This is a genomic window from Marinobacter subterrani, assembly GCF_001045555.1.
Taxonomy (GTDB): Bacteria; Pseudomonadota; Gammaproteobacteria; order Pseudomonadales; family Oleiphilaceae; genus Marinobacter; species Marinobacter subterrani.
Window position 1 is genome coordinate 558,777 of sequence record NZ_LFBU01000001.1, and the last position, 21,044, is coordinate 579,820.

The window sequence follows — 21,044 nt, forward strand, 5'->3', positions numbered from 1 at the left end:
GAGCATTATTGTTGCTTGCGCCTTCACTGCGAGTCTACACAAAGCATACCCGTTTCGCCTGCGTTCACTGCGGGGGCCCGGTGGCGTTCAGGCCAGTGTCAGGAAAACCTCATAAAGTCTTCGTTGTGGATTCAACAGGAGACATTTCATGAAGACCAAACCCATGCTTTTAGGCCTCACGGTTTTGTTACTGAGTACTCCGTTGCTGGCTGACGATGATTGTGATGACTCGGTGGCCAACTGGCAGCCCCGGGAAAACCTGCGTTCGAAACTGGAGGGGCAGGGCTGGACGGTATACCGCATCAAGGTGGATGACGGTTGCTATGAGGTGAAGGGCCTCGATCCGGAAGGTCACCGCACAGAGGCTTTGTTTGCTCCGGCCTCCCTCATGCTGATGGAAGTGGAACGGGAAGAGGGCGAGGGCGATGACGATGACGAGGACGAGAGCAACGAAGGCAGCTACGGCAACCAGAACCCGATCGGTACCCAGGGCACCGGCCAGGCGCCGGCTCCCACGAACGGCATCGTCAAGGGTCGTCCCAAAGTTACCGTCGAATGAGCCGACTTCAGGCTTTTACCGGAGAGACTGTATGAAAAAGATCGCTCTTGCCCTGGGCCTGGCTTTGGCATTCGCACTGCCGGCGCTTGCCCAGGCTCGTGAAGTCACCTTTACGACTGAACTGCTCAACTACGGAGGCGATGGCGCCTATCTGGCGCTTTACCTCACGGATGCCTCCGGAAACTACCAGGGAACTCTCTGGGTTGCTGGAAGAAAATCCAAATACTACAGGCACCTGAGTGGCTGGGCCCGCGGCAGCAGGCTCAATCCGGCTGAGTATGATGGCCTGACAGGGGCCAGTATCACCAGCGGGAAAACCCTGAAAATCACCCTCAACCTGGACGATGCCCTGATTGACAGCGGCCATGAGATCCGTATCGACACCGCCGTCGAGGACATGCGTGAGAACCGGGCGGATGTCGCGGTACCACTGACCAGCGAAGGGGCCGGTAAACCGGTTGCCGGGCGTGGTTATGTTCGCTCGTTCCGTTACGACTTCTGACTGACTCGTGGGAGCTAAGGCAATGTTACGAAGATTGCACGGTTTACCGGGGCTGTTTGCGGCGTTGTTCCTGACAACACTTGCCATTACCGGAGCAATTCTGGCGCTGGCCCCGGCAATAGACCGGGCAGCCGCGGTTGTCCCGGCTGCCGGTGAGGTAAACGTGGCGGAACTGGCGGGGCGGGTAGTGGCACATTACCCGGGAACCGAACAGATCGCGCGCAACCCCTCCGGTGGCGTCATCGTGTATTACAGCCATGATGGCCAGCCGGGGGCGGACCTTGTCGATCCGTCGACCGGGGAGGGCATTGCACCCTATGAGCCATCCGCGTTTTTCACCTGGATCAAGGATTTGCATCGCTCATTCCTGCTGGATGATCCGGGCAGGATGCTGGCCGGGGTAATGGCTGCGGTCATGCTGCTTATCTGTATTTCCGGAATCTTCCTGCTGGTGCGCAGAACCGGTGGCTGGCGCGCTCTGTTCAGACCGCTGGCCGGCTCCGGCGGCAAAAGACTGCACGCAGAACTGGCCCGCTTTGCGGTGCTCGGTTTGCTGTTGTCGGCCCTGACCGGAAGCTACCTGTCGGCCCAGCGCTTCGGCCTGCTGCCGGAACCTCCCGCACCCGGGCCGATGTTTCCTGCTGAAGTCTCTGGTGGCCAACCGGCTCCGGTGGCTACCCTGAGTGCACTGGCAAATGTTGACCTCACTGAATTGCGGGAACTGGTTTTTCCCTATCCGGATGACCCACAGGACGTTTATTCGCTGACGACCAGTGGCGGTTCCGGTTTCGTGGACCAGGCGACGGGCGAGCTGTTGAAGTTCCAGCCCCGGCCGGCGGCGAGTGTATTCCAGCAATGGATCATCAGCTTACACACCGGTGAGGGCCTGTGGTGGCTGGGCCTGATTCTTGGTGCAGCGGCGCTGACCGTACCGGTGCTTTCCCTGACAGGAATCACTCTATGGTGGCAGCGGCGCCGGTCATCAGGACAGCTTCCGGACAATGCTGCTGGCTCCGAGGCCGAGGCTATTATCCTGGTGGGTTCCGAAGGTAATACCACCTGGGGATTTGCACGGGCACTCCATACCAGCCTGAACAAAGCAGGTTTCCGGGTGCATTGCAGCGAAATGAACGCCCTTGCGGAGCATTATCCCCATGCGTCCATGCTCTTTGTGCTGACATCAACTTATGGCGACGGTGATGCACCAGCGTCGGCCCGGCAGTTTATGGCCAGGCTCGGTGATTTTCGCCCCGGAGAGCGCCTGAAATATGCCGTACTGGGGTTCGGCGACCGACAGTTTCCGAACTTCTGCCAGTATGCGCGTGAGGTCGATACAGCACTTGCGGGCAAAGGGCTGCGCCGTATGCACCGTGTTGAGCTGATTGACCGGAGTTGTACTACCCGGTTCCGTGAGTGGGGCAACAAGCTCAGCGAGCTTACCGGAACTCCGTTTTCACTGGCCTACGATCCGTTGCCGCCGCCCACGTTAAAGCTGGAGCTTGTGGAGCGGGCCGATTACGGGCTGGCCGTGCAGGCGCCCACCAGCATCCTGCGTTTCAAGGTATCGCAACAGGGCCGCCGGCGGAGGCTTCTTCCGAGAGCCCGCAAAGCGCTGCCGACATTCGAAGCGGGCGATCTGCTTGGCGTAATGCCTCCGCAGGGACAGGACGCGAGGATCTATTCTCTGGCATCCTCGGCCACCGACGGGATTCTGGAAATATGTGTTCGGAAGCAGCAAGGCGGCCTTTGCTCCGGGTACTTGCATGGCCTGAAGCCGGGCGACCAGATTGATGGCTTTATCCGCCACAATCCAGGCTTCCGGCCGGCCACGGGAAACACCCCGGTCATTCTGATCGGCGCCGGTGCCGGGATTGGCCCGTTAACCGGTTTCATCCGGAAAAATACTGAACGCAATCCCATGTACCTCTACTGGGGCGGGCGCAGCTCACAATCCGATTTTCTCTATCAGCCCGAGCTGGGACGCTATCTTGAAGACAATCGGCTGACGGGCCTGAATACGGCGTTCTCCCGATCTGAGGAACGCGCCTATGTCCAGGACAAACTGAGACAGGATGAGATCGCGGTGCGCCAGATGATCAAGGCTGGTGCACAGATACTGGTCTGTGGTGGCCGGAATATGGCTTCGGGAGTAAAGCAGGTGATTGAAGAGATCCTCCAACCCCTGGCAATCGACGTGGAGACGCTCCGGGCCGAGGGGCGATATCTGGAGGATGTTTACTGACCTCAGGCTGGTAAACACTCCCGCCTTCAACTTCGCATTGAGTGAGCGCCAGGGAGGATAGATCCGTTTCGTTTTCCAGGCCCTTTTGCCGCCCTATCAGTGTGCTAACGAACCGACTGAGCAACGCCGTCCGGGTACTGTCGAACATCATCCTGAATTCGATCTGTAATAGCGATTCAGCCTCCTTACATGCAATGACGTTTGTGAGGAAAGCTCTGGTGAGGCGGTTAGTAAAGACATTTTGTCTGACTTACATACCCGATTCGATGGAGAATCCCATGAAAAGATTACATTCATTTGCATTTTATGCATTGGTTACACCAGCCATTGCGCTAGGTTCCGGTGTTGTACTCGCTGCTCAGCCAACGTCTGACTCGGAGGTTTCCCAGGGAGAGCAGGGCTACAAGCAAGATCAGGACGCAACCAAGTCAACGACCGGGAACCTTCAGGCTGACAAGAAAATGAGTGACCAGGCCGGCATGCAAAGCCAGAGTTATGTTGACACGGCCCCGGCTAATGGTATGCATGCGAGCAAACTGATTGGTGCTGAGGTTAAAACCAGCGGTGATGAAAACGTGGGCTCGGTTAGTGATCTGATTATCGACAAGAACGGTCAAGTCGTCGCGATCGTCATTGGCGTCGGCGGATTCCTGGGCATGGGCGAGAAAAGCGTGGCGATTAGCTGGGATAAAGTGATGAAATCCGGCACTGCTGATAAGCAGGAACTGCGGATTGACGAAAGCCGAGACGATCTAATCTCGGCACCAGAGTATAAAACGCAGTAGTGAAACCGGGGGCCTTTAAAGGCCCCCAACTTAACCAATGCCAACAAAGGAAAGAATCACCAAAACGATAACCACTGCACCGACGATATAGATGATATTGTTCATACGCACCTCCTTTGCTTCCAAACCCCGAATTCCGGTTGCGTCCTCATCCTTGCGGCGCCCGATGTAACGTCCTGTTCAGGCTGCTCCTTCGCCTCATCCAAACACAGAGTAGGTTATCGCAGTTATCTTATCTGTTCGCTATCACACAGAGTAAAAAGAGAAAAGGTCGTTTTTCGAACAACATTTTATTACCAATCTACGATCGACACGTCTTTGGGTTATCAGTAATCTTTCCAGGCGACTCGGGTCTTGATTTCGCGGGAATGCCCCCGTTTGTTTGGGCATATGCGAAGGCTTTCTCAGTGCGGTGGTGCACCTGCTCGTTGTCCTTTACCGGAACCCCCACTCGCGTTCAAAAAGCGCGCTCATTGGGTCCGTTCCAATGTCTTGAGTTATCTCTGTTCGGAGACCACAGTGCGAACAGTCACGGGTGCACGCCTTTTTATCCAAGCGTTAACAATGGCCGCGCTTCTGCCATTGCCCCTCCCATCGTCTGCCGACAACGGAGACGACGGTTATCGTCTACTTGAACTGGACGGTTACAAGGTCAAGTGGGGCGAGCAGACACTAGGGGTAGGGGCAAGTATCAGCTACGCCTTTGCCGACGAGACTATGCGGTTCAATGATGCGCGCAACTGTCGTGATTTGGCGCCGATGAGGGTGCTTACCGGGCCGGGTATCCCCTTCGAGAGGCTGGTACAGGAGGCGGAAAAGGCGTTTCGGGTTTGGGAGCGTGCTGCTGATCTCTCATTCCACCGTGTTGCTGATGCCCGGGATGCGGATATCATTCTTGGTGCACAAGGTCAGCCGCGAATGCAGGCTTTCGCCAATGTGTCCTACGGGCCCGATGAGAAAGAGGGGGTACGCGCCATCGACCAGTCCCTCGTGTGCCTGAACCCCGAACACAAGTGGAAAGTCGGGTTCGACGGCGACAACGATGTCTACGATATCCGCTATACGCTGATTCATGAAATCGGTCACGCCATTGGCCTGGATCACCCAGGGCCATCCGGGCAAGTGATGGGGTTTCGCTACACAGAAGCGTTCGCCGAGCTGCAGCCCGGCGATCTGCGGGGCGTCCAGCGGCTCTATGGACCCCGCACCAATGATGATCAATTGGCCACTGCCCCCGCCTCCCACCTCTTTAAGCCAGAGCTTTGACATAGTAGGGTTGGGCTTAACCTCAGAGAAGCTTTAGCTTCATGTCTAGCCAGAATTGAAGAGATCTTTCCCGAAGATGATCTAGACTTAACGGCTAATCACAGGGAGACACCGATGGGCAGCAAGATCAAGGTAAGGTCGCCTCTGGTCATCCTCCACGGGGATGAAATGGCGCAGGTCGCGTTCCAGCATATTCTCGAGAAGTTCGTAGCAACGCGCCTGGAGATCCAGCTGGAGGAAATTGATCTCTCTGCGGAAAACCGCCTGCTGACCAATGGCCAGGTTGTGATTGATGCCATCGATGCGCTACAGCGCCATGGTGTTGGCGTGAAAAACGCGGGTATGACCGTAAACCGGCAGCAATTGGAGGACTTGCTCCAGAAGCACCCGGATGTGGACGGCAACAACCTGCACCCGCTGGCGACCAAGTCTCCGAACGGCGCGATTCGCAAGGGCATCAGCGGCAACATCACTCGGGAAGACATCCAGTTCCGGAACCTCAATATCCGCCGGCCGGATTGGGTGGGGCGCGATATTGACGTCGACACCATGGAGCTTGGCGGCATCAAGGACAGCTTCAACCAGCTGTCCCTGGCAACCGGCGTAGTCAAACTGATGTTCGTGGGTAGCAGTGGGAACCCGGTGGAGTTGCATCGCCGTGAGATCCGCAAAGGCGATCCCTGGTTGCTGGCGACTAATGACATAGAGGATGTTAAAGCCTGGGCCCACCGCTTTTTCCAGCGGGCCATCGCGGAAAAACGGGATGTGTACCTCGGCCTGAAAGATACCGTGATCCCCGGCTACGACGGCGCCATGCGCTCGGTGATCGAGGACATCTATCACAGCGACTACCAGCAGCAGATCGCGGATCTGGGGCTGAATTATTACTACGAGCTGATCGATGCCCAGGCGGCGCGGATTGTTTCCAGCCCGCCGGAGCGGGCGCTCTGGGGTGTTCCTGACAACACCACCGGGCGCAAACTGTTCAAACTGGTGAATCAGCTCAAGGCCTTCGGCATTCCCAGCCGGGGTGCCCACGTGTCCATCTCTCGCATGAGTGCCGGTGGCGGCGACCAGTACGGCAGCTTCAATATGGCCGCCCAGGAGGATGGCATTCTCAAGGTCATCGTCGACGGTGACGAAAAGCATGCCCGCCGGGTCAGAAAAGGCGACCCCATGCTGCTCATGTCCAATGACCGGGAAGCCATCAAGGACTGGGTTCTGCAGGTGTTCCGCGATGCCTCGCGCAAGGACAAAGAGGTGTATTTCGGCCTCAAACGCGAGTACATGGAGTATGACGAAGTCTACAGCGATGTGATCACCGAGGTGCGCAGAGAGCTGGCGAGCGAACACACGCCGCCACCGTCGTTCATGATCATGCGGCCGTCAAGCCAGCTCAAGAAGATGATCACAGATCCACCCAGAAACGCCCTGTATCCCTCCCAGAATCTGGATGGAGACATCTTCTCGGACATATCAGCCGCACTCGGTGGCAGCCTGGCAACCGCCAGTTCGATTATCGAGAGCAAGGACGGCACCATGCTGTTCGAAGCGCCCCACGGTACCGCTCATGATCTCTACCTCAAGTATCTGGAGAGCGATGGCGAGGTAGCGCATTTCAATCCCTCAGCGCTGATCTTCGCACTGGCGAACGCCCTGGAAACCCTGGGCGAACGGGAAGGCAATGAACTCCTGTGCCAATACGCCGTGCAACTCAAGGCGGCACTGACCGACACAGTCGACCGTGGCATTGTCACAGTGGACCTCCAAGGCAAAACCATTGATCCGGATTCGGAGCGAGTCGTAGATATGATTGAATTTCTCGAGGCTGTGCAGAAGGCTCTCGGGTAGGTAATTTGAAATTTCTCCCAAAATTACGGCAACACTCGGCTCGAGGATAGTAAAAGATGATGCGTTCACAGTTTCTCCAGGATTTGATCAAGCAGCTCTCACCAAAACTGGATTCGACGACCTACGTCTACTGCACAGTGCCCAAGGCAAAGTACGGCGAGTTGGAACACCTCAAGCCCCTTGTCAGCATTGCCGAACTGGAAGGCCTGACACTGGTCATTCCCCTAGAGCAGGCCAAAGCCGAAGGCCTCGACTACTACAGAATCTTCCGCCGCATCACGCTCGAAGGCCACTCCAGTCTTGAAGCCCTGGGGCTCACATCCGTGGTAACGAGCCTGCTTGCCGAACGGGGCATTACCACCAACGTTATCGCCGGGTTTTATCACGACCACATGTTTGTACCCAGCGATCGAAGCGATGAGGCCATGAAAGCGCTGAAGGAGCTGGCCAGTAATCCCAGTGGTTAAGAAACGGGCGATATGGCTCAAGAGCTACAACTCTGGTTTCTGGCCCATTTTGTGTGGACGACCACACAAGTGACCCAATTCGTTACACTCAGGAACGAAAAAGTGGTGAGCGTAGATTCGCACTCCGGTAAATGACGTTCAGGCTAAACAGACTCCGCCGTTTCCCTCGCACCCCGAAGCAGTGTTACGTCCGCCTTAGGCGGAGCGCCAAACATGCGGCTGTATTCGCGGCTGAAATGCGACGGACTCTCGTAACCCACCCGATAGCTTGCAGTTGCAGCCTCAAGCCCCTCGATCAGCATTAGCCGCCGGGCCTCATGCAGCCGCAACTTCTTTTGGAATTGCAGCGGTGACATGCGGGTAACCTGTTTGAAACTGTGGTACAGGGTTGACTCGCTCATGTTGGCGGCTTCCGCCAGCTCGCTTATTCGTAAGGGGGCCGCATAATGATCCTTCAGTGCCGAGATGACTGTGGAAATGCGGTGTGCCTGTGAGTCGACAGCGGCAAACTTGCGCATCCGTGACCCCATTTCACCCACAAGTGCACGATAGATGATTTCCCTTCGAGCCAGGGGCGCCAGGATGGGAATGTCACTGGGTGAGTCCAGCAGACGCAAGAGCCGGTAAAGCGCACTCTGCATCTGTTCATCCATCGATGACACGCATAGGCCACACTGAATTTCCGGGCAGGATTCATTCGGGTGCAGCGGCGGTGCTTTGTCCCCCAGCTCCAGCACCAGCTCTGCAACCTCCTGCGGATCCACCTTTAACTTTGCGGCCAGGTAAGGTTGCTCCTCCGAGGCATCAACGATACGCCCCAGTACCGGCAAATGGACCGAACTGGCCAGATAGGTGAGGGGACGGTAGGTGATTTCGCGGTCACCTAACTGAATAGTTTTGGTGCCCTGGATCACAAAGCACAGTGACGGTTCATAGACACTTGAGCCACAACTGGACGGCTCGTCACAACGAACCAATTCCACTCCATCAATGGCAGAGCCCTGAATACCCTGATACGTCGTCCATTGGCGGGCTACCCTGGCGAGCTGTTGCTGCAGGTTGAGTGTGAGATTTCCTGAAATCTCGGGAATGGTGGCTGTCATCGGTGCATCTCCCTTTTGCGGCAGTATAATCCTTGTACACCTGAATCGTATGCATAGTCAGGCATTTCTGCAGGATCAGGCAATGACAACGCAGATATCGGCAATCGAAGAAATGCGTTTCGAAACCGCCCCGCAGAATCAGGCAAGCTTTCCGCAGTAACCCGATACCGTCACTGTCCCCGCTCTCGATATCGTTATGTCGAATCTGACGCAACCCAACCGACTAAACAAGCGATCCAACCGATTACTTGGCAAACGGGAACGCTCACAAGGCTACCCCGAATACTGGAGCGAGAAAAAAACCATGGAAAATCCGGCGGTAAAAAAATACAGCGATTATGGTCCGGTGGCGGGCCTGGCCATTGCATTGACCGTTTTGTTGACTGGCTGTGAGGCACAAAGCGATGAGGCGATGGCCATGCCTCCGCCACCGGAGGTGGATGTGGCCGAAGTCCTTGAGGAACCGGTCACCCTATGGGAATCCTTTACCGGCCGGGTGGAGTCGCCGGCAACCGTCGAGCTGCGCCCCCGCGTCACTGGATACATTACCGAAGTGGCTTTTGAAGAGGGTGAGGTGGTAACGGCTGGAGACCTGCTGTTCCAGATTGACCCCCGACCGTACAAGGCCAGGGAGCAGGCAGCCCGTGCGGAACTGGCGCTGGCCAGTAGTCAGTTGGAACTGGCCCGCAGTGAAGCTGGCAGGGCACAGACATTGCTGGAAAGCCGGGCGATTTCCCGCGAAGAATACGACCAGCGCAATGCCGCACTAATGAGTGCCCGCGCCCAGGTGCAGGCAGCCCAAGCAGCATTGGATACTGCCGAGCTGGATCTTCAGTACACTCGGGTGACCGCGCCGGTCAGCGGCCGTGCCGGCCGTGCACTGGTAACTCGCGGCAACCTCGCGAATGCGAACCGGAGCCTTCTGACTACCGTAGTATCGGTAGACCCGATGCACGTCTATTTCGAAGCAGCTGAGAAATTCTCGGCCAGCAGCCAGGAACTTCTGGAGGATGGTCGTATCCGTAATCTGCGCATATCGCTCGGGGACGAAAGCGGCCGTCAATACCAGGGCAAACTGGACTTCATCGACAACCACGTGAACCCGGGAACCGGAACCCTACAGTACCGTGCAGTGCTCGATAATCCGGGCGGTATGATCAGGCCCGGCCAGTTTGCCCGTGTGGAAATGCCGGTGGCACAACTGGACAGGGCGCTTCTCGTGAAGCGCAATGCCGTGTTGGCGGATCAGGATCGCCGATATGTTTACGTAGTGAATGACAACAATCGAGTTGCGCCCCGGCACGTTGCCACTGGGCGCCCGGTTGGCGATCTGGTGGTGATCCGTGAAGGTCTCAACCGGGGCGATCTGGTTGTGATTAACGGTGTCCAGAAGGTGTTTGGTGCGGGCATGGAGGTCAAGCCACAGCTGGTTGCCATGAAGGAATCCGGCCAGGATGCTCACTCGGTTGCCATGGCTCGGGAGGCAGCACAATGAACATCTCCCGATTTTTTGTGGACCGGCCGATCTTCGCGGCTGTTCTGTCCATTATCATTTTCGCCATCGGGCTTATATCCATTCCTAATTTGCCGGTGAGTGAATACCCGGAAGTGGTGCCGCCGTCTGTGGTCGTGCGTACCGTGTACCCGGGCGCCAACCCCAAGGAAATCGCGGAAACCGTGGCAACGCCGCTGGAAGAATCCATCAGTGGCGTTGAAGACATGATGTATTTCAAGTCCGTTGCCGGCTCCGACGGCGTGCTCCAGATGACGGTAACCTTCCGCCCCGGCACCGACGCCGAAGAAGCCACCGTGCGGGTACAGAACCGCGTGAGTCAGGCGCTGGCCCGACTACCGGAGGAGGTTCGACGCCAGGGCGTGACCACCCAGAAGCAGTCGCCAACCTTTCTTATGGTGGTTCACCTGACATCGCCAAACGGCACCTACGACACACTCTACTTGCGTAACTATGCCCGCCTGCATGTTCGCGACCGCCTGGCCCGTATCCGTGGGGTAGGGGATGCGCAGATTTTCGGTGGGGGAGACTATGCCATGCGGGCCTGGCTGGACCCGGAGCGGATCGCCGCCCGTGGTCTGACCGCCGGCGATGTGGTTCGCGCCATGCGGGAACAGAACGTGCAGGTATCCGCTGGCCAGATCGGTGCCGAGCCGGTGCCGGACGGCGACTTTCTTACCCTGATCAACGCCCGGGGCCGGCTGGAAACCGTCGAAGAGTTTGGCGACATCGTTCTCAAACGTGGCAGCAACGGTGAGATCCTTCGCCTGGAAGACGTAGCCAGACTGGAGATGGGGGCCGGTAACTATACCTTGCGTTCCCAGTTGGACGGCAAGGATGCCGTGGCCATTGGTATCTTCCAGGCGCCGGAAGCCAACGCGCTGGAGATCCGGGATGAAGTGATTGCAACCATGGACGAACTGGCTGCCCGCTTCCCCAACGATGTGAAGTACGAAGCGGTCTACGATACCACCATCTTCGTGAGCGACTCCATCCAGGCGGTCATTGCCACGCTGTTGGAGGCGGTGTTGCTGGTGGTACTGGTGGTCACGCTTTTCCTGCAAACCTGGCGCGCCTCCATTATTCCGTTACTCGCAGTGCCGGTGTCGGTTATCGGCACTTTTGGCGCGCTTTACCTGCTGGGCTACTCCATCAACACCCTGACCCTGTTCGGCCTGGTGCTCGCCATCGGTATTGTGGTGGACGACGCCATTGTGGTGGTGGAAAACGTGGAGCGAAACATTGAGGACGGCCGGACACCCCTGGCGGCGGCTCACCAGGCCATGAAAGAAGTATCAGGCCCCATTATCGCCATTGGTCTGGTGCTGTGCGCCGTGTTTATCCCAATGGCCTTTTTGTCCGGCGTTACCGGCCAGTTCTATCGCCAGTTTGCGGTGACCATCGCCATCTCCACCGTAATTTCCACCATCAACTCTTTAACCCTGTCTCCGGCACTGGCGGCGATGCTGCTCAAATCCCATGAGGCACCCAAAGATCGGTTGCAAAGGGTTATCGATGCCCTGTTTGGCTGGATTTTTCGCCCCTTCAACCGTTTCTTCAACGCAAGCGCGGAGAAGTATCAGGGTGGTGTGTCGCGCTCCCTGCGTCGGCGCGGTGCGGTGTTTGTAGTTTATGCACTGCTGCTGGCAGGCACCGGGCTGATGTTCAAGGTAGTGCCTCCGGGCTTTATCCCGGTTCAGGACAAGCTGTACCTGATGGCTGGGGTTAAATTGCCTGAAGGCGCGTCGCTGGAACGCACCGACCAGTTACTGCAAAAGGTCACCGATATCGCCATGGCAACCGATGGCGTGGCCAATGCGGTCGCCTTCCCAGGCCTGAACGCTCTGCAGTTCACCAATACCTCCAATACCGGTGTGGTGTTCTTCCCGCTGAAACCGTTTGATGAGCGAAACCTCAGTGCAGGGGAGATCAATGCCCAGATCAACCAGAAGATCAGTGCGCTGAAGGAAGGGTTTGCCTTCTCCTTTATGCCACCACCGATCCTGGGGCTGGGTAACGGCTCCGGCTACCAGTTGTTTATCGAAGACCGGGCCAACCTGGGCTACGGCGCCCTGCAGAACGCAGTGAACCAGTTCCAGGGAGCGATCAGCCAGACTCCGGGTATGGGTTACCCCATAAGCAGCTACCAGGCCAACGTGCCACAACTGGATGTGGAAGTAGACCGGCTCAAGGCCAAGGCGCAGGGTGTGCCGCTCACGGAGTTGTTCTATACCCTGCAGACTTATCTGGGGTCCACCTATGTGAACGACTTCAACCGCTTTGGCCGCACCTGGCAGGTCATCGCCCAGGCCGACGCCCCTTATCGCGACAGCGTGGAGGATATCGCCCGCCTGCGTACCCGCAATAACCAGGGGGAGATGGTGCCCATCGGCTCTATGGTGGATATCCGCCAGAGCTTCGGACCCGACCCGGTGTTGCGCTACAACGGTTATCCAGCGGCAGATATCGCCGGCGAGGCAGACCCGCGGATACTGTCCTCGGCCCAGGCAATGGATATCCTGACAGCGCTGGCTGAGGAGACTCTTCCTGTTGGGATGGATTTCGAATGGACGGACCTCAGTTACCAGCAGGCCAACCAGAGCAATGCCGCCCTGGTGGTATTCCCGCTCGCCATCCTGTTGGTTTTCCTGGTGCTGGCCGCGCTCTATGAGAGCTGGACGCTGCCCCTGGCAGTGATCCTGATTGTGCCCATGTGCATGCTCTCGGCGCTGATCGGCGTTTGGTTTGGCGGTGGTGACAACAACATCTTTGTTCAGGTAGGCCTCGTGGTGCTGATTGGGCTTGCCTGTAAGAACGCCATCCTGATCGTGGAGTTCGCCCGGGAGCTGGAACTGCAGGGCCGCGGTGTGGTTGAGGCCGCACTGGAAGCATGCCGGCTGCGGCTGCGTCCCATCATCATGACCTCAATCACCTTTACCGCGGCCGTGGTACCGCTGGTGTTAGCGACCGGGGCGGGTGCCGAAGTCCGTCAAGCCCTGGGTACGGCGGTGTTTGCCGGGATGGTCGGGGTCACACTGTTTGGCTTGTTCCTCACACCGGTGTTCTATGTGGCCCTGCGTAAGCTCTCGGGTAGCCATCGCCTCAAGAGCCATCACACATCGACACTGACCTGTGACGACACACCCAATAGTGATGCACTTCCAGGAGGAAGCCATGCTTAAAGTATTCGCGATAACCGCGGTCCTTTCGCTGCTCACGGGCTGTGCCGTAGGACCGGAATACAAAGCCCCGGCCATACCGGAACCGGAGGCTTATTCCGAAGGCCGGGCGATGGTGGCCGGCGACATAGGCCAGCAGTTTTTCTGGCAGGGGTTCGATGACCCGATGCTCGAGCGTCTGATCGACCAGGCGCTGGAGGCTAACCACACCCTGGAAGCCGCCGTCGCGCGATACCATCGCTCGGCAGCTCTGCTGTACGGTGCCGAAAGAGAGCAGTGGCCGAATGTATCGGTGAATGCTGGTGCTTCCGAACAGTACCTGGCAGATATCGAGCAGTCGCCTCCCGGAGCTGGCCCTGAGCGGGTGCAACGGTTTCAGGCCGGCATTGCCGCGACCTGGGAGCTGGACCTGTTCGGGCGCCTCAAACGCACAATCGAAGCGCAAAGGGCAGAACTGGAAGCCGCCGGCGCAGATCTCCGTGCGGTTCAGGTTGCACTGGCCGGACAACTGGCCAGCAGCTACTTTGAGCTTCGGGGGCTTCAACAGCAGTACCAGGTTGCCCAGCAGAGTGTGGCGTTGCAGCGCCAATCCCTGGATATTGTGACCGCCCGGGTCAGGGCAGGCCGGGGCACTGAATTTGACCAGGTAAGAGCCCGTGCCCAGCTGGAACAGACCCGGGCAGAACTTGCCAACCTGCAGGCCGGCCTGCGGGCAGCCATGCACCGCATTGCCATTCTGACCGGCCAGCCACCGACAGCCCTGGTGGAATCCCTGTCTTCCGCGGGAGCATTACCGGAAACCCTGCCCGTCATTCCAGTGGACAGCCCCGGTGAGGTTCTTCGTCGGCGCCCGGACGTTGCGGCCGCGGAGCGTCGCCTGGCCGCCGCCACCGCCCGAATTGGCGTTGCGACTGCCGATCTGTTTCCCCGCTTCACTCTGAGTGGGCTGATGGGCTCGGTTGCAGCTGACACAAGTGACCTGTTCACCGCCTCTGCCGAGACCAGGCGAGTCGCCCTTGGCATCGACTGGACGTTCCTGAACCAGGGCAGGGTTCGGGCCCGGATTGAAGCCGCAGGGGCAGAAAGCAGGGCAGCTCTCGCTGATTATCAGCAAACTGTTCTGGAAGCTCTCGAGGAAACCGAAACACGGTTGGTGCGGTACCAGCGGGCTCAACAACGTGAACAACGTCTTTCCCTGGCCATGGACAATGCCGAGAGAGCGGTCGAGCTGGCCAGAGAGCGCTACGAAGCGGGCTTGATTGGTTTTTTCGAGGTATTGGACGCAGAACAGGAGTTTACCTCCGTTCGGGATGAAGACGTGCGAAGCCGAACGGCCGTGGTTCTGGCGATGGTTGATGTTTACCGGTCTTTGGCGGGGCAGCCATATGCAGGAGGTGATTCTTTTTTGCCAGGCGAGGGTTTCAGGCGTGAACCAAAGCATGCAATCTATTGACAAGGAGTATTGGTCTCTGCGCTCAACCCAAAGTTCGTGGTTTGGGAGCGCGGCTTGCCACCAGTGTTAAGTGAAGAAACACGACTACTTGTGAAACTTAGAGTGCCAGCCTCAACAATGGAACCAGTCCAAACCACACTACGTAGCCAAGCGAAGCAACCATCAGCCCATCAATGCGGCCAGCCGCGCGATCAGTCCAGATGTGTCGAAACAGGAGCCACGTCAGCAACGCGGCGTGCGGGACGACCAGCCAGGCAATGCCGTTGTAGGCGCCACCGGCCAATCCCCAGACCTGCCATGCCAGAGCAGTTGCGGCGGAGACCAGAACGAAGAAGAGGGCGATACGCAGTGCGTTCCTGAATCCAAGGCGTACCGCCAGGGTACCCTTGGACGCCAAGGCGTCCGCCTGGAGATCCGGGATGCCGGCCAGCGTGATGGAAGGCAATATTCCCAGTAACATCGGTACGCCCAGGAGCCACGGTGTGGGGTCGTTCAAGGCCCCGCCAAGGAACACGTATCCACACAGCAGCACGCCGATACTGTGAGTGACTGCCACATCCGCTTCTCCCAAGCCGCGATAGCTGAGCTTCAGTGGCGGCGCCGTGTAGCCTATGGCCAATATGGTCAGGATGCCAAGCACCGCAATAATGGCAGCCGGAGCGGCTGCCGATAGCGTCAGCAGCCAGATCGTGCTGGCCAACAGGCCCAACAGCGCAACGCCAATCCCGGTCTTGACCTCCCGCAGGCTCAGCGAGCCATCAACAAGTACGCGCGACCCGCCGGTGAAGGTGTTGAAGTAGCGGTTGCGCTGATCCGTGGGCAGATCGACCACTTCATTGACCAACACGGTTGCCACCTCCAGCAGGAAGAGGCAGAGATAGCCGGCCCAGAACACCGACGTTCCGAGCACGGGGCTGCCAGGGGAGGCCGCGAGAGCGCCGATGGCATAGGCCATCCAGGACATTGGATAGAACTGCAGTCGCAGGCTTCGCAGCCAGGCGCCAGTTTTGTGCCGCAGCCGTTCCATCCAGGAGATCCGACCCTGCTGTAGCCGCCGGCCCTGTCGTTCGGCGCGCGCGAGCCAGGCTTCTCGTTGATCCGGATTGGCCTGCTTGACGGAGCCAAACACCAGCGAACGCACCGGGCGTATGCCGCAAAAGCCCAGGGTCGCCCGGGCCAGGGCATTCTTACCGGGTTGCCGGTACAGCAACCGATGCACAAGTGGAGGAGTGTCCATGGTGGTGATCAGTTGTGCGGAGCGATCTTGCAGCAGCCCTTGATAGCCGATTCCGCCTTCGCAGCTTTTGAAGGCAAAGCCTGGTGCCATCAAACGATCCAGGAAGCCCTTGAGCAGGGCGGGAGCGGTGCCCCACCAGGTGGGATAAACGATCACCAGGTGATCCGCCCACAGAAAACACTCCCGCGCCCGGCACAGGTCGTCTTCGAGTGGCTGATCGTTGGGGGAGGGCGTGTGCAGATGAGGATCGAAATCCAGTTCCGAGAGATCGAGCCTGCGCAGTTGCACCCCCGCAGCACGCGCTCCTTGGCAGAAGGCCTCCGCCAACGCTCCGCAAAAGCTTTCGGCTCGGGGATGCCCAAGAATAACCAGCACGTTTATCGGCCGCTCAGTCGGTCCGAGTTCCTCAGTCAGCATGATGTTCGTCCTGAACGCTTTGCTACGGTCTTACATGACTTCGGCCGTCATTGATCGGGATGAGTGCGATGTGCTGAACTGGTTGTGGCTGCTTTTCAAACCTTTTACAGTCGCTCACACCCGCCATGGCTGGTTGAAGTTTAGCCAGTAAACCACCTTCTGCCCAGTTTTCTGGTAGTTGGCGTTACCCTGTAGTTCGTCAACTTGCCCCATTTCTTGCGGTTTTCCATGCCCTTGCCATACTGAAACGGTCGGAATAGGGCACCCAAACGGCCCCATAATTCCTCTCTTAAATTGACAGAATCCCGGAGGGGAAATGTCAAAACTCATCACCAGCGCGCTGTGATTTCCGCGCCCACGCCCAAACAAGCGCTCGCTCGAGTTTCAGGAGCGCCCGCTGGTGTCGTTCCCGATCACCGAGGTGACCATCGATTGGGATCGGCTCATCGACAAACGGCCCCTGTTGCTTGAGACCCTCGACACCATGCCCAGGCACCTGCTCAAGCCCGAGGTGCTGACCCTGCTGGAGGCCGAGACCCACCCCATGCACCGGCTGATCCTGGATCTGATGTGGTGCACCGGCGCGCGGGTCTCCGAGGTCCTGGCCATCACACCAGCGAGTTTCCACGACGACGGCTACGACTTCGGGGTGGTCCTGAAGACGCTCAAGCAAGGCGCCGGGCGGCCCAGCAAACGCAGCCTGCAACGCTCGCCCAAGCGCTTCATCCCGATCCTCGACCGGGACTTCCAGACCCGGATCCAGAGCTACCTGTGGATGGGGAAGTTTCGGAAGGACGAGCGGATCTTTTCGATCACACGCCAGGCGGTCAGCGCCAACATCGATCGGCTGATCGAGCAGGTGGGGGGGGAGCCGCCGTTCAAGATCGGATGCCATACCTTTCGGCACAGCTTTGCCGTGCACCTGCTTCTGCACGGGCGGCCATTGAAGTTTGTGAGCCAACTTCTAGAACACAGAAGTGTCGAATCAACAGAGGTTTATACGAATGTGTTAACGTTTGATGGCGCACATTTTTTGGAAGGCGTGGAGTTTCATTAATGTGAGGCCTACCTATCAGCCGAGCCGGAGTGGTAGAGAGCCCAGGAGACCCCTGGTGGAGTTGTAGGCAATTAAACAAAAAGCAAACATTTGAAGTGGACCCCGAAATTTGGACAGGTGCCTAAGCTCTGATTCATCATCTCCACAAGGAGGAGAATCATGAGCAAGAAACGCAAGCAATACAGCGCATCATTCAAGTCCAAAGTCGCCCTGGCCGCCCTCAAGGGTGACCAGACCACATCTGAAATTGCCGCCCGGTTCCAGATCCATCCGACCATGGTCAGCACTTGGAAACGCGAGCTGCTGGAGAATGCCCCGGACCTCTTCGAAGGCAAAAAAAGGGCCGGTAAACAGTCCAACGAGCCCAGTTCTGACGAGCTGTATCGCGAGATCGGCCGACTGACGGTGGAACGCGATTTTTTGTCGCGCAAGCTCGATCAGTAAGCCGTCAACGCCGGTTGGCGATGATCGAGCATGGTCATCCCCAAGTCAGCATTGTGCGCCAGTGCGAGCTGCTCAAACTGAGCCGCTCGTCGGTGTACTACGTCCCTCGTGAGCAGTGTCAGGAGGATCTGGATCTGATGTACCTGATTGACCAGCAGCATCTGGAAACGCCGTACTATGGCTCTCGTAAGATGCGTGTCCACCTGGAACGCAAAGGCCACCGGATAAACCGCAAGCGGGTTCAGCGCCTGATGCGCACCATGGGCATTCAGGCGGTGTATCCACGCCCCAGAACCAGCATTCCGGGCGACGGGCACAAGGTTTATCCGTACCTGCTCAAAGGGCTGAAAATCGACCGCCCCAACCAGGTGTGGGCAACAGATATCAGCTATATTCCGCTGGCCCGGGGCTTCATGTACCTGGTCGCCATCATCGACTGGTACAGCCGCAAAGTGTTGTCCTGGCGGGTCTCCAATACCATGGACACAGACTTCTGTATTGATGCCCTGGAGGAGGCCTTACAGCGCCATGGAACGCCGGAGATCTTCAACACCGATCAGGGTGTCCAGTTCACCAGTGAGGCCTTCACAAGCGTTCTCAAAGATCATGGCATCCGGATCAGCATGGACGGCAAGGGCTGCTACCATGACAACATCTTCGTGGAACGGCTCTGGCGCAGCGTCAAACACGAGTGTGTCTACCTCACTGCCTTCGAGGATGGCCGACACTTGAAGCAGGCGCTCCACCGGTACTTCCGGCATTACAATCAGACCCGGTACCACCAAACCCTTGATTACCAAACGCCCGATGAGGTGTACTACGGGCAACCCATAGCCTTGGCCGCCTGAGCCGGGAATAAAACCGGATCAGAGCTTAACTGCACCTTCAGGCTGTCCAACTGATGGGGTCCACCTCAATTGGCATCGCCGTCTTTTTACGCTTTTTTGTTGTGCTCCCCCTGTACAGAAAAGAGTTAGCTTTGTGAGTAAAGGTTGGAGTCTAGCCAGACTAGTCCCATAACCCCGCAGACAATCAGTTTAGGTGCTAGTTTAACCAACCTGGCAAGCAACCAATGTGAGTATGGAGATTGATCGAGATGGATGCCCTTTCAAATGAAACTCTCATGGTCGTTTGGGTAGTTGCTAGTACGCTGGCTTTTGTGGCTTTAGCCCTTTTCCTCCGCTCTAAACATCTGAAATCGAAGTGTCAGACCGTTGAAGCCGAGGTAGCGGAACGCTCTGCGGAAGAGTTGATTGAAGCGCTGTACGTTCAGAATGGCGAACTCGAAGAGAAGATCGCTTACGGCCGTCAGATGCTCGGAAAACTCACCGACGCTCACCTGAAAGCTCAAACCAAAGTTGAAAAGATCAAAGCTGGGCTACCCTCGCCGAATTTCAAAGCGGATGACGATGAAGATCTCAAAGCGGCCATCCAACAGATTCGCGATAAACAGTATCGTTTGATAGAAAACAACAAGGCCACCACCTCCTTGTCCGAATGGAGCTGGTTCGGCAGCAAGTCTGATGGGAAAACCCTCATCAAAACCTACAACAAGCTGATGATTGGTGCGTTCAACGCAGAGGTGGACTTGGCTCGCAGCAAAATACGCCGCGGCAGCTACGACACCGCGATCAACAAGCTTGAAAAGAGCGTGACAGCTCTTGAGAAGCTAGCCGAGACGGTAAACGTCCTTATCTCCCCCCAGTACCTTCAGGCAAAAGAAGAAGAGCTTGAGATTCGGGCATGTGCGCGGCGATGGTGGTGTGCCGTCCCTTCTGGTCGGAGCGCCGGTGGCTGGCGATCCGGTTGCCCCGGTAAAAGCATTCGATGGTGTTGTGAGTGATGCGAACCTCCACCTCTTTCTTGATCAGGGTGTAGGGCACCGAGTAGTAATGCCCGTCGATGGCCACGTGGTAGTCGATGTGGACCCGGGCTTTTTTCCACTCCGCGTAGACATACGGCTCTGCGGGCAATGGCTGTAGAACCGGTTTATCCAGCTGCTCGAAGTGGTCGCGCCGGCAGCCGGGCAACTTGCGGAAGGGGCGGGTGTTCAGCCTCTCCAGCAGCTCACGGATGGTGGCGTTGAGTTGCCCCAGAGAGAAGTGCTGGTGATGGCGCAACGCCGCCAGGATCCAGCGCTCGACGATCAACACACCCCCTTCCACCTTGGCCTTGTCGCGGGGCTTGCGGGCACGCGTGGGAACGATGGCGATCCCATAATGGGCAGCCATATCCTGGTAAGTTGGATTGAGGTCCGGTTCGTACCGGTGGGCCTTGGTGACCCCCGATTTCAAATTGTCCGGGACCACTAATTCCGGCACTCCGTTCAGGTACTGGAAGGCCCGGGTGTGAGAGCCGATCCAGTCCGGCAATGTCTGGCTCCAGGTGGCTTCGGCGTAGGTGTAATTGGATGCGCCCATCACCGCGACAAAGACTTGCGCCTCATGGATCTCTCCGGTGGTGCGGTCAATGACGGGCACGGTCTGACCAGCGTAGTCCACGAACAGCTTCTCACCGGCCCGATGGTCCTGGCGCATCACCAGGTCCAGCTTGCCCCGCCAGGTCCGGTAGTGCTCGCAGAACCAGCTGTACTGATAACCGTCCGGGTTGGCTTGCCGGTACTCCTGCCACAGCAGGAACAGGGTGACATTCTTGCCCGTGAGTTCGTCGCGGATGTGTTGCCAGTCGGGTATGCCTCTGGCCTGTGCCGGGAGATCCGGTGGTGGCGGGAACAGCAGCTGCTCCAGATGGGCCTCGTCCAGATCCGCTGGCAACGGCCAGCTCAGACCGGCCTCAACCGTGCGGCGCAGGTATTCGCTCACGGTGGGGCGGCTGACGCCACAGGCCGCCGCAATCTGGCGGTTGCTCAGCCCTCGCTCCCACTTGAGGCGAAGAACTTCTTTGATCTTACGCATGGATAACCTCTTCGCTGGCATCTGGCCCATCTCCGGATGAAAAGGGTCAGAGTA

At 57.9% G+C, this 21,044-nt stretch carries 14 protein-coding genes and 2 pseudogenes; 13 read left to right on the forward strand and 3 right to left on the reverse strand.

Going from position 1 to position 21,044, the window contains the following annotated elements:
* Window positions 1-148 precede the first annotated feature (148 nt).
* From msub_RS02630 to msub_RS02660, 7 genes are all read left to right on the forward strand, one after another.
* Window positions 149-559, forward strand: a complete 411-nt coding sequence (locus msub_RS02630; RefSeq protein WP_048494580.1) for a PepSY domain-containing protein — start codon at window positions 149-151, stop codon at window positions 557-559.
* A gap of 31 nt (window positions 560-590) precedes the next feature.
* Window positions 591-1,061 carry a DUF2271 domain-containing protein gene (locus msub_RS02635; RefSeq protein ID WP_048494581.1) on the forward strand — a complete coding sequence of 157 codons (471 nt, stop codon included), beginning with the start codon at window positions 591-593 and terminating at the stop codon, window positions 1,059-1,061.
* Window positions 1,062-1,083: 22 nt separating this feature from the next.
* Window positions 1,084-3,303: a PepSY domain-containing protein gene (locus msub_RS02640; protein ID WP_048494582.1), complete on the forward strand. Its 2,220-nt coding sequence runs from the start codon at window positions 1,084-1,086 to the stop codon at window positions 3,301-3,303.
* A 278-nt stretch (window positions 3,304-3,581) separates the two neighbouring features.
* Window positions 3,582-4,088 carry a PRC-barrel domain-containing protein gene (locus msub_RS02645; protein ID WP_048494583.1) on the forward strand — a complete coding sequence of 169 codons (507 nt, stop codon included), beginning with the start codon at window positions 3,582-3,584 and terminating at the stop codon, window positions 4,086-4,088.
* Between the two features lie 564 nt (window positions 4,089-4,652).
* A complete protein-coding gene (locus tag msub_RS02650) occupies window positions 4,653-5,354 on the forward strand; it encodes a matrixin family metalloprotease (RefSeq protein WP_082146387.1) in 702 nt (233 codons plus the stop codon).
* Between the two features lie 114 nt (window positions 5,355-5,468).
* On the forward strand, window positions 5,469-7,205 hold the full coding sequence (locus tag msub_RS02655; RefSeq protein WP_048494584.1) for an isocitrate/isopropylmalate family dehydrogenase: 1,737 nt from the start codon (window positions 5,469-5,471) through the stop codon (window positions 7,203-7,205).
* Between the two features lie 56 nt (window positions 7,206-7,261).
* Window positions 7,262-7,672, forward strand: coding sequence for an ACT domain-containing protein (locus msub_RS02660; RefSeq protein WP_048494585.1), 411 nt, complete (start codon window positions 7,262-7,264; stop codon window positions 7,670-7,672).
* A 143-nt stretch (window positions 7,673-7,815) separates the two neighbouring features.
* Here msub_RS02660 and msub_RS02665 read toward each other — a convergent pair whose 3' ends face one another.
* Complete coding sequence (locus msub_RS02665; protein WP_048494586.1) at window positions 7,816-8,775, reverse strand: AraC family transcriptional regulator; 960 nt, start codon at window positions 8,773-8,775, stop codon at window positions 7,816-7,818.
* Window positions 8,776-9,079: 304 nt separating this feature from the next.
* Between msub_RS02665 and msub_RS02670 the strand changes: the two genes are divergently transcribed.
* The 3 genes from msub_RS02670 to msub_RS02680 are packed head-to-tail and all read left to right on the forward strand — an operon-like array spanning window position 9,080 to window position 14,920.
* Window positions 9,080-10,270, forward strand: a complete 1,191-nt coding sequence (locus msub_RS02670; protein WP_048494587.1) for an efflux RND transporter periplasmic adaptor subunit — start codon at window positions 9,080-9,082, stop codon at window positions 10,268-10,270.
* Window positions 10,267-13,470: an efflux RND transporter permease subunit gene (locus msub_RS02675; protein ID WP_048494588.1), complete on the forward strand. Its 3,204-nt coding sequence runs from the start codon at window positions 10,267-10,269 to the stop codon at window positions 13,468-13,470. The genes msub_RS02670 and msub_RS02675 overlap by 4 nt, the downstream gene beginning before the upstream one ends.
* Complete coding sequence (locus tag msub_RS02680) at window positions 13,463-14,920, forward strand: efflux transporter outer membrane subunit (protein ID WP_082146388.1); 1,458 nt, start codon at window positions 13,463-13,465, stop codon at window positions 14,918-14,920. The genes msub_RS02675 and msub_RS02680 overlap by 8 nt, the downstream gene beginning before the upstream one ends.
* A gap of 97 nt (window positions 14,921-15,017) precedes the next feature.
* Here the strand turns inward: msub_RS02680 and msub_RS22450 are convergent, their stop codons facing one another.
* Entirely contained in the window at window positions 15,018-16,574 is a 1,557-nt protein-coding gene (locus msub_RS22450; RefSeq protein WP_197083776.1) for an NAD(P)H-dependent oxidoreductase, read from the reverse strand.
* A 400-nt stretch (window positions 16,575-16,974) separates the two neighbouring features.
* Between msub_RS22450 and msub_RS02690 the strand changes: the two genes are divergently transcribed.
* The 3 genes and pseudogenes from msub_RS02690 to msub_RS22000 all read left to right on the forward strand — a co-directional run bounded on the left by msub_RS02690 (window position 16,975) and on the right by msub_RS22000 (window position 19,918).
* Window positions 16,975-17,631 carry a tyrosine-type recombinase/integrase gene (locus msub_RS02690; RefSeq protein ID WP_227506620.1) on the forward strand — a complete coding sequence of 219 codons (657 nt, stop codon included), beginning with the start codon at window positions 16,975-16,977 and terminating at the stop codon, window positions 17,629-17,631.
* Between the two features lie 159 nt (window positions 17,632-17,790).
* Window positions 17,791-18,899 (forward strand): annotated as a pseudogene (locus tag msub_RS02700) (IS3 family transposase); the annotation flags it as partial.
* A gap of 734 nt (window positions 18,900-19,633) precedes the next feature.
* Window positions 19,634-19,918: a DUF4041 domain-containing protein gene (locus msub_RS22000; protein ID WP_227506764.1), complete on the forward strand. Its 285-nt coding sequence runs from the start codon at window positions 19,634-19,636 to the stop codon at window positions 19,916-19,918.
* Here msub_RS22000 and istA read toward each other — a convergent pair.
* Window positions 19,809-21,011 (reverse strand): annotated as a pseudogene (gene istA / locus msub_RS02710) (IS21 family transposase); the annotation flags it as partial. The gene msub_RS22000 and the pseudogene istA overlap by 110 nt on opposite strands.
* Window positions 21,012-21,044: the final 33 nt, after the last annotated feature.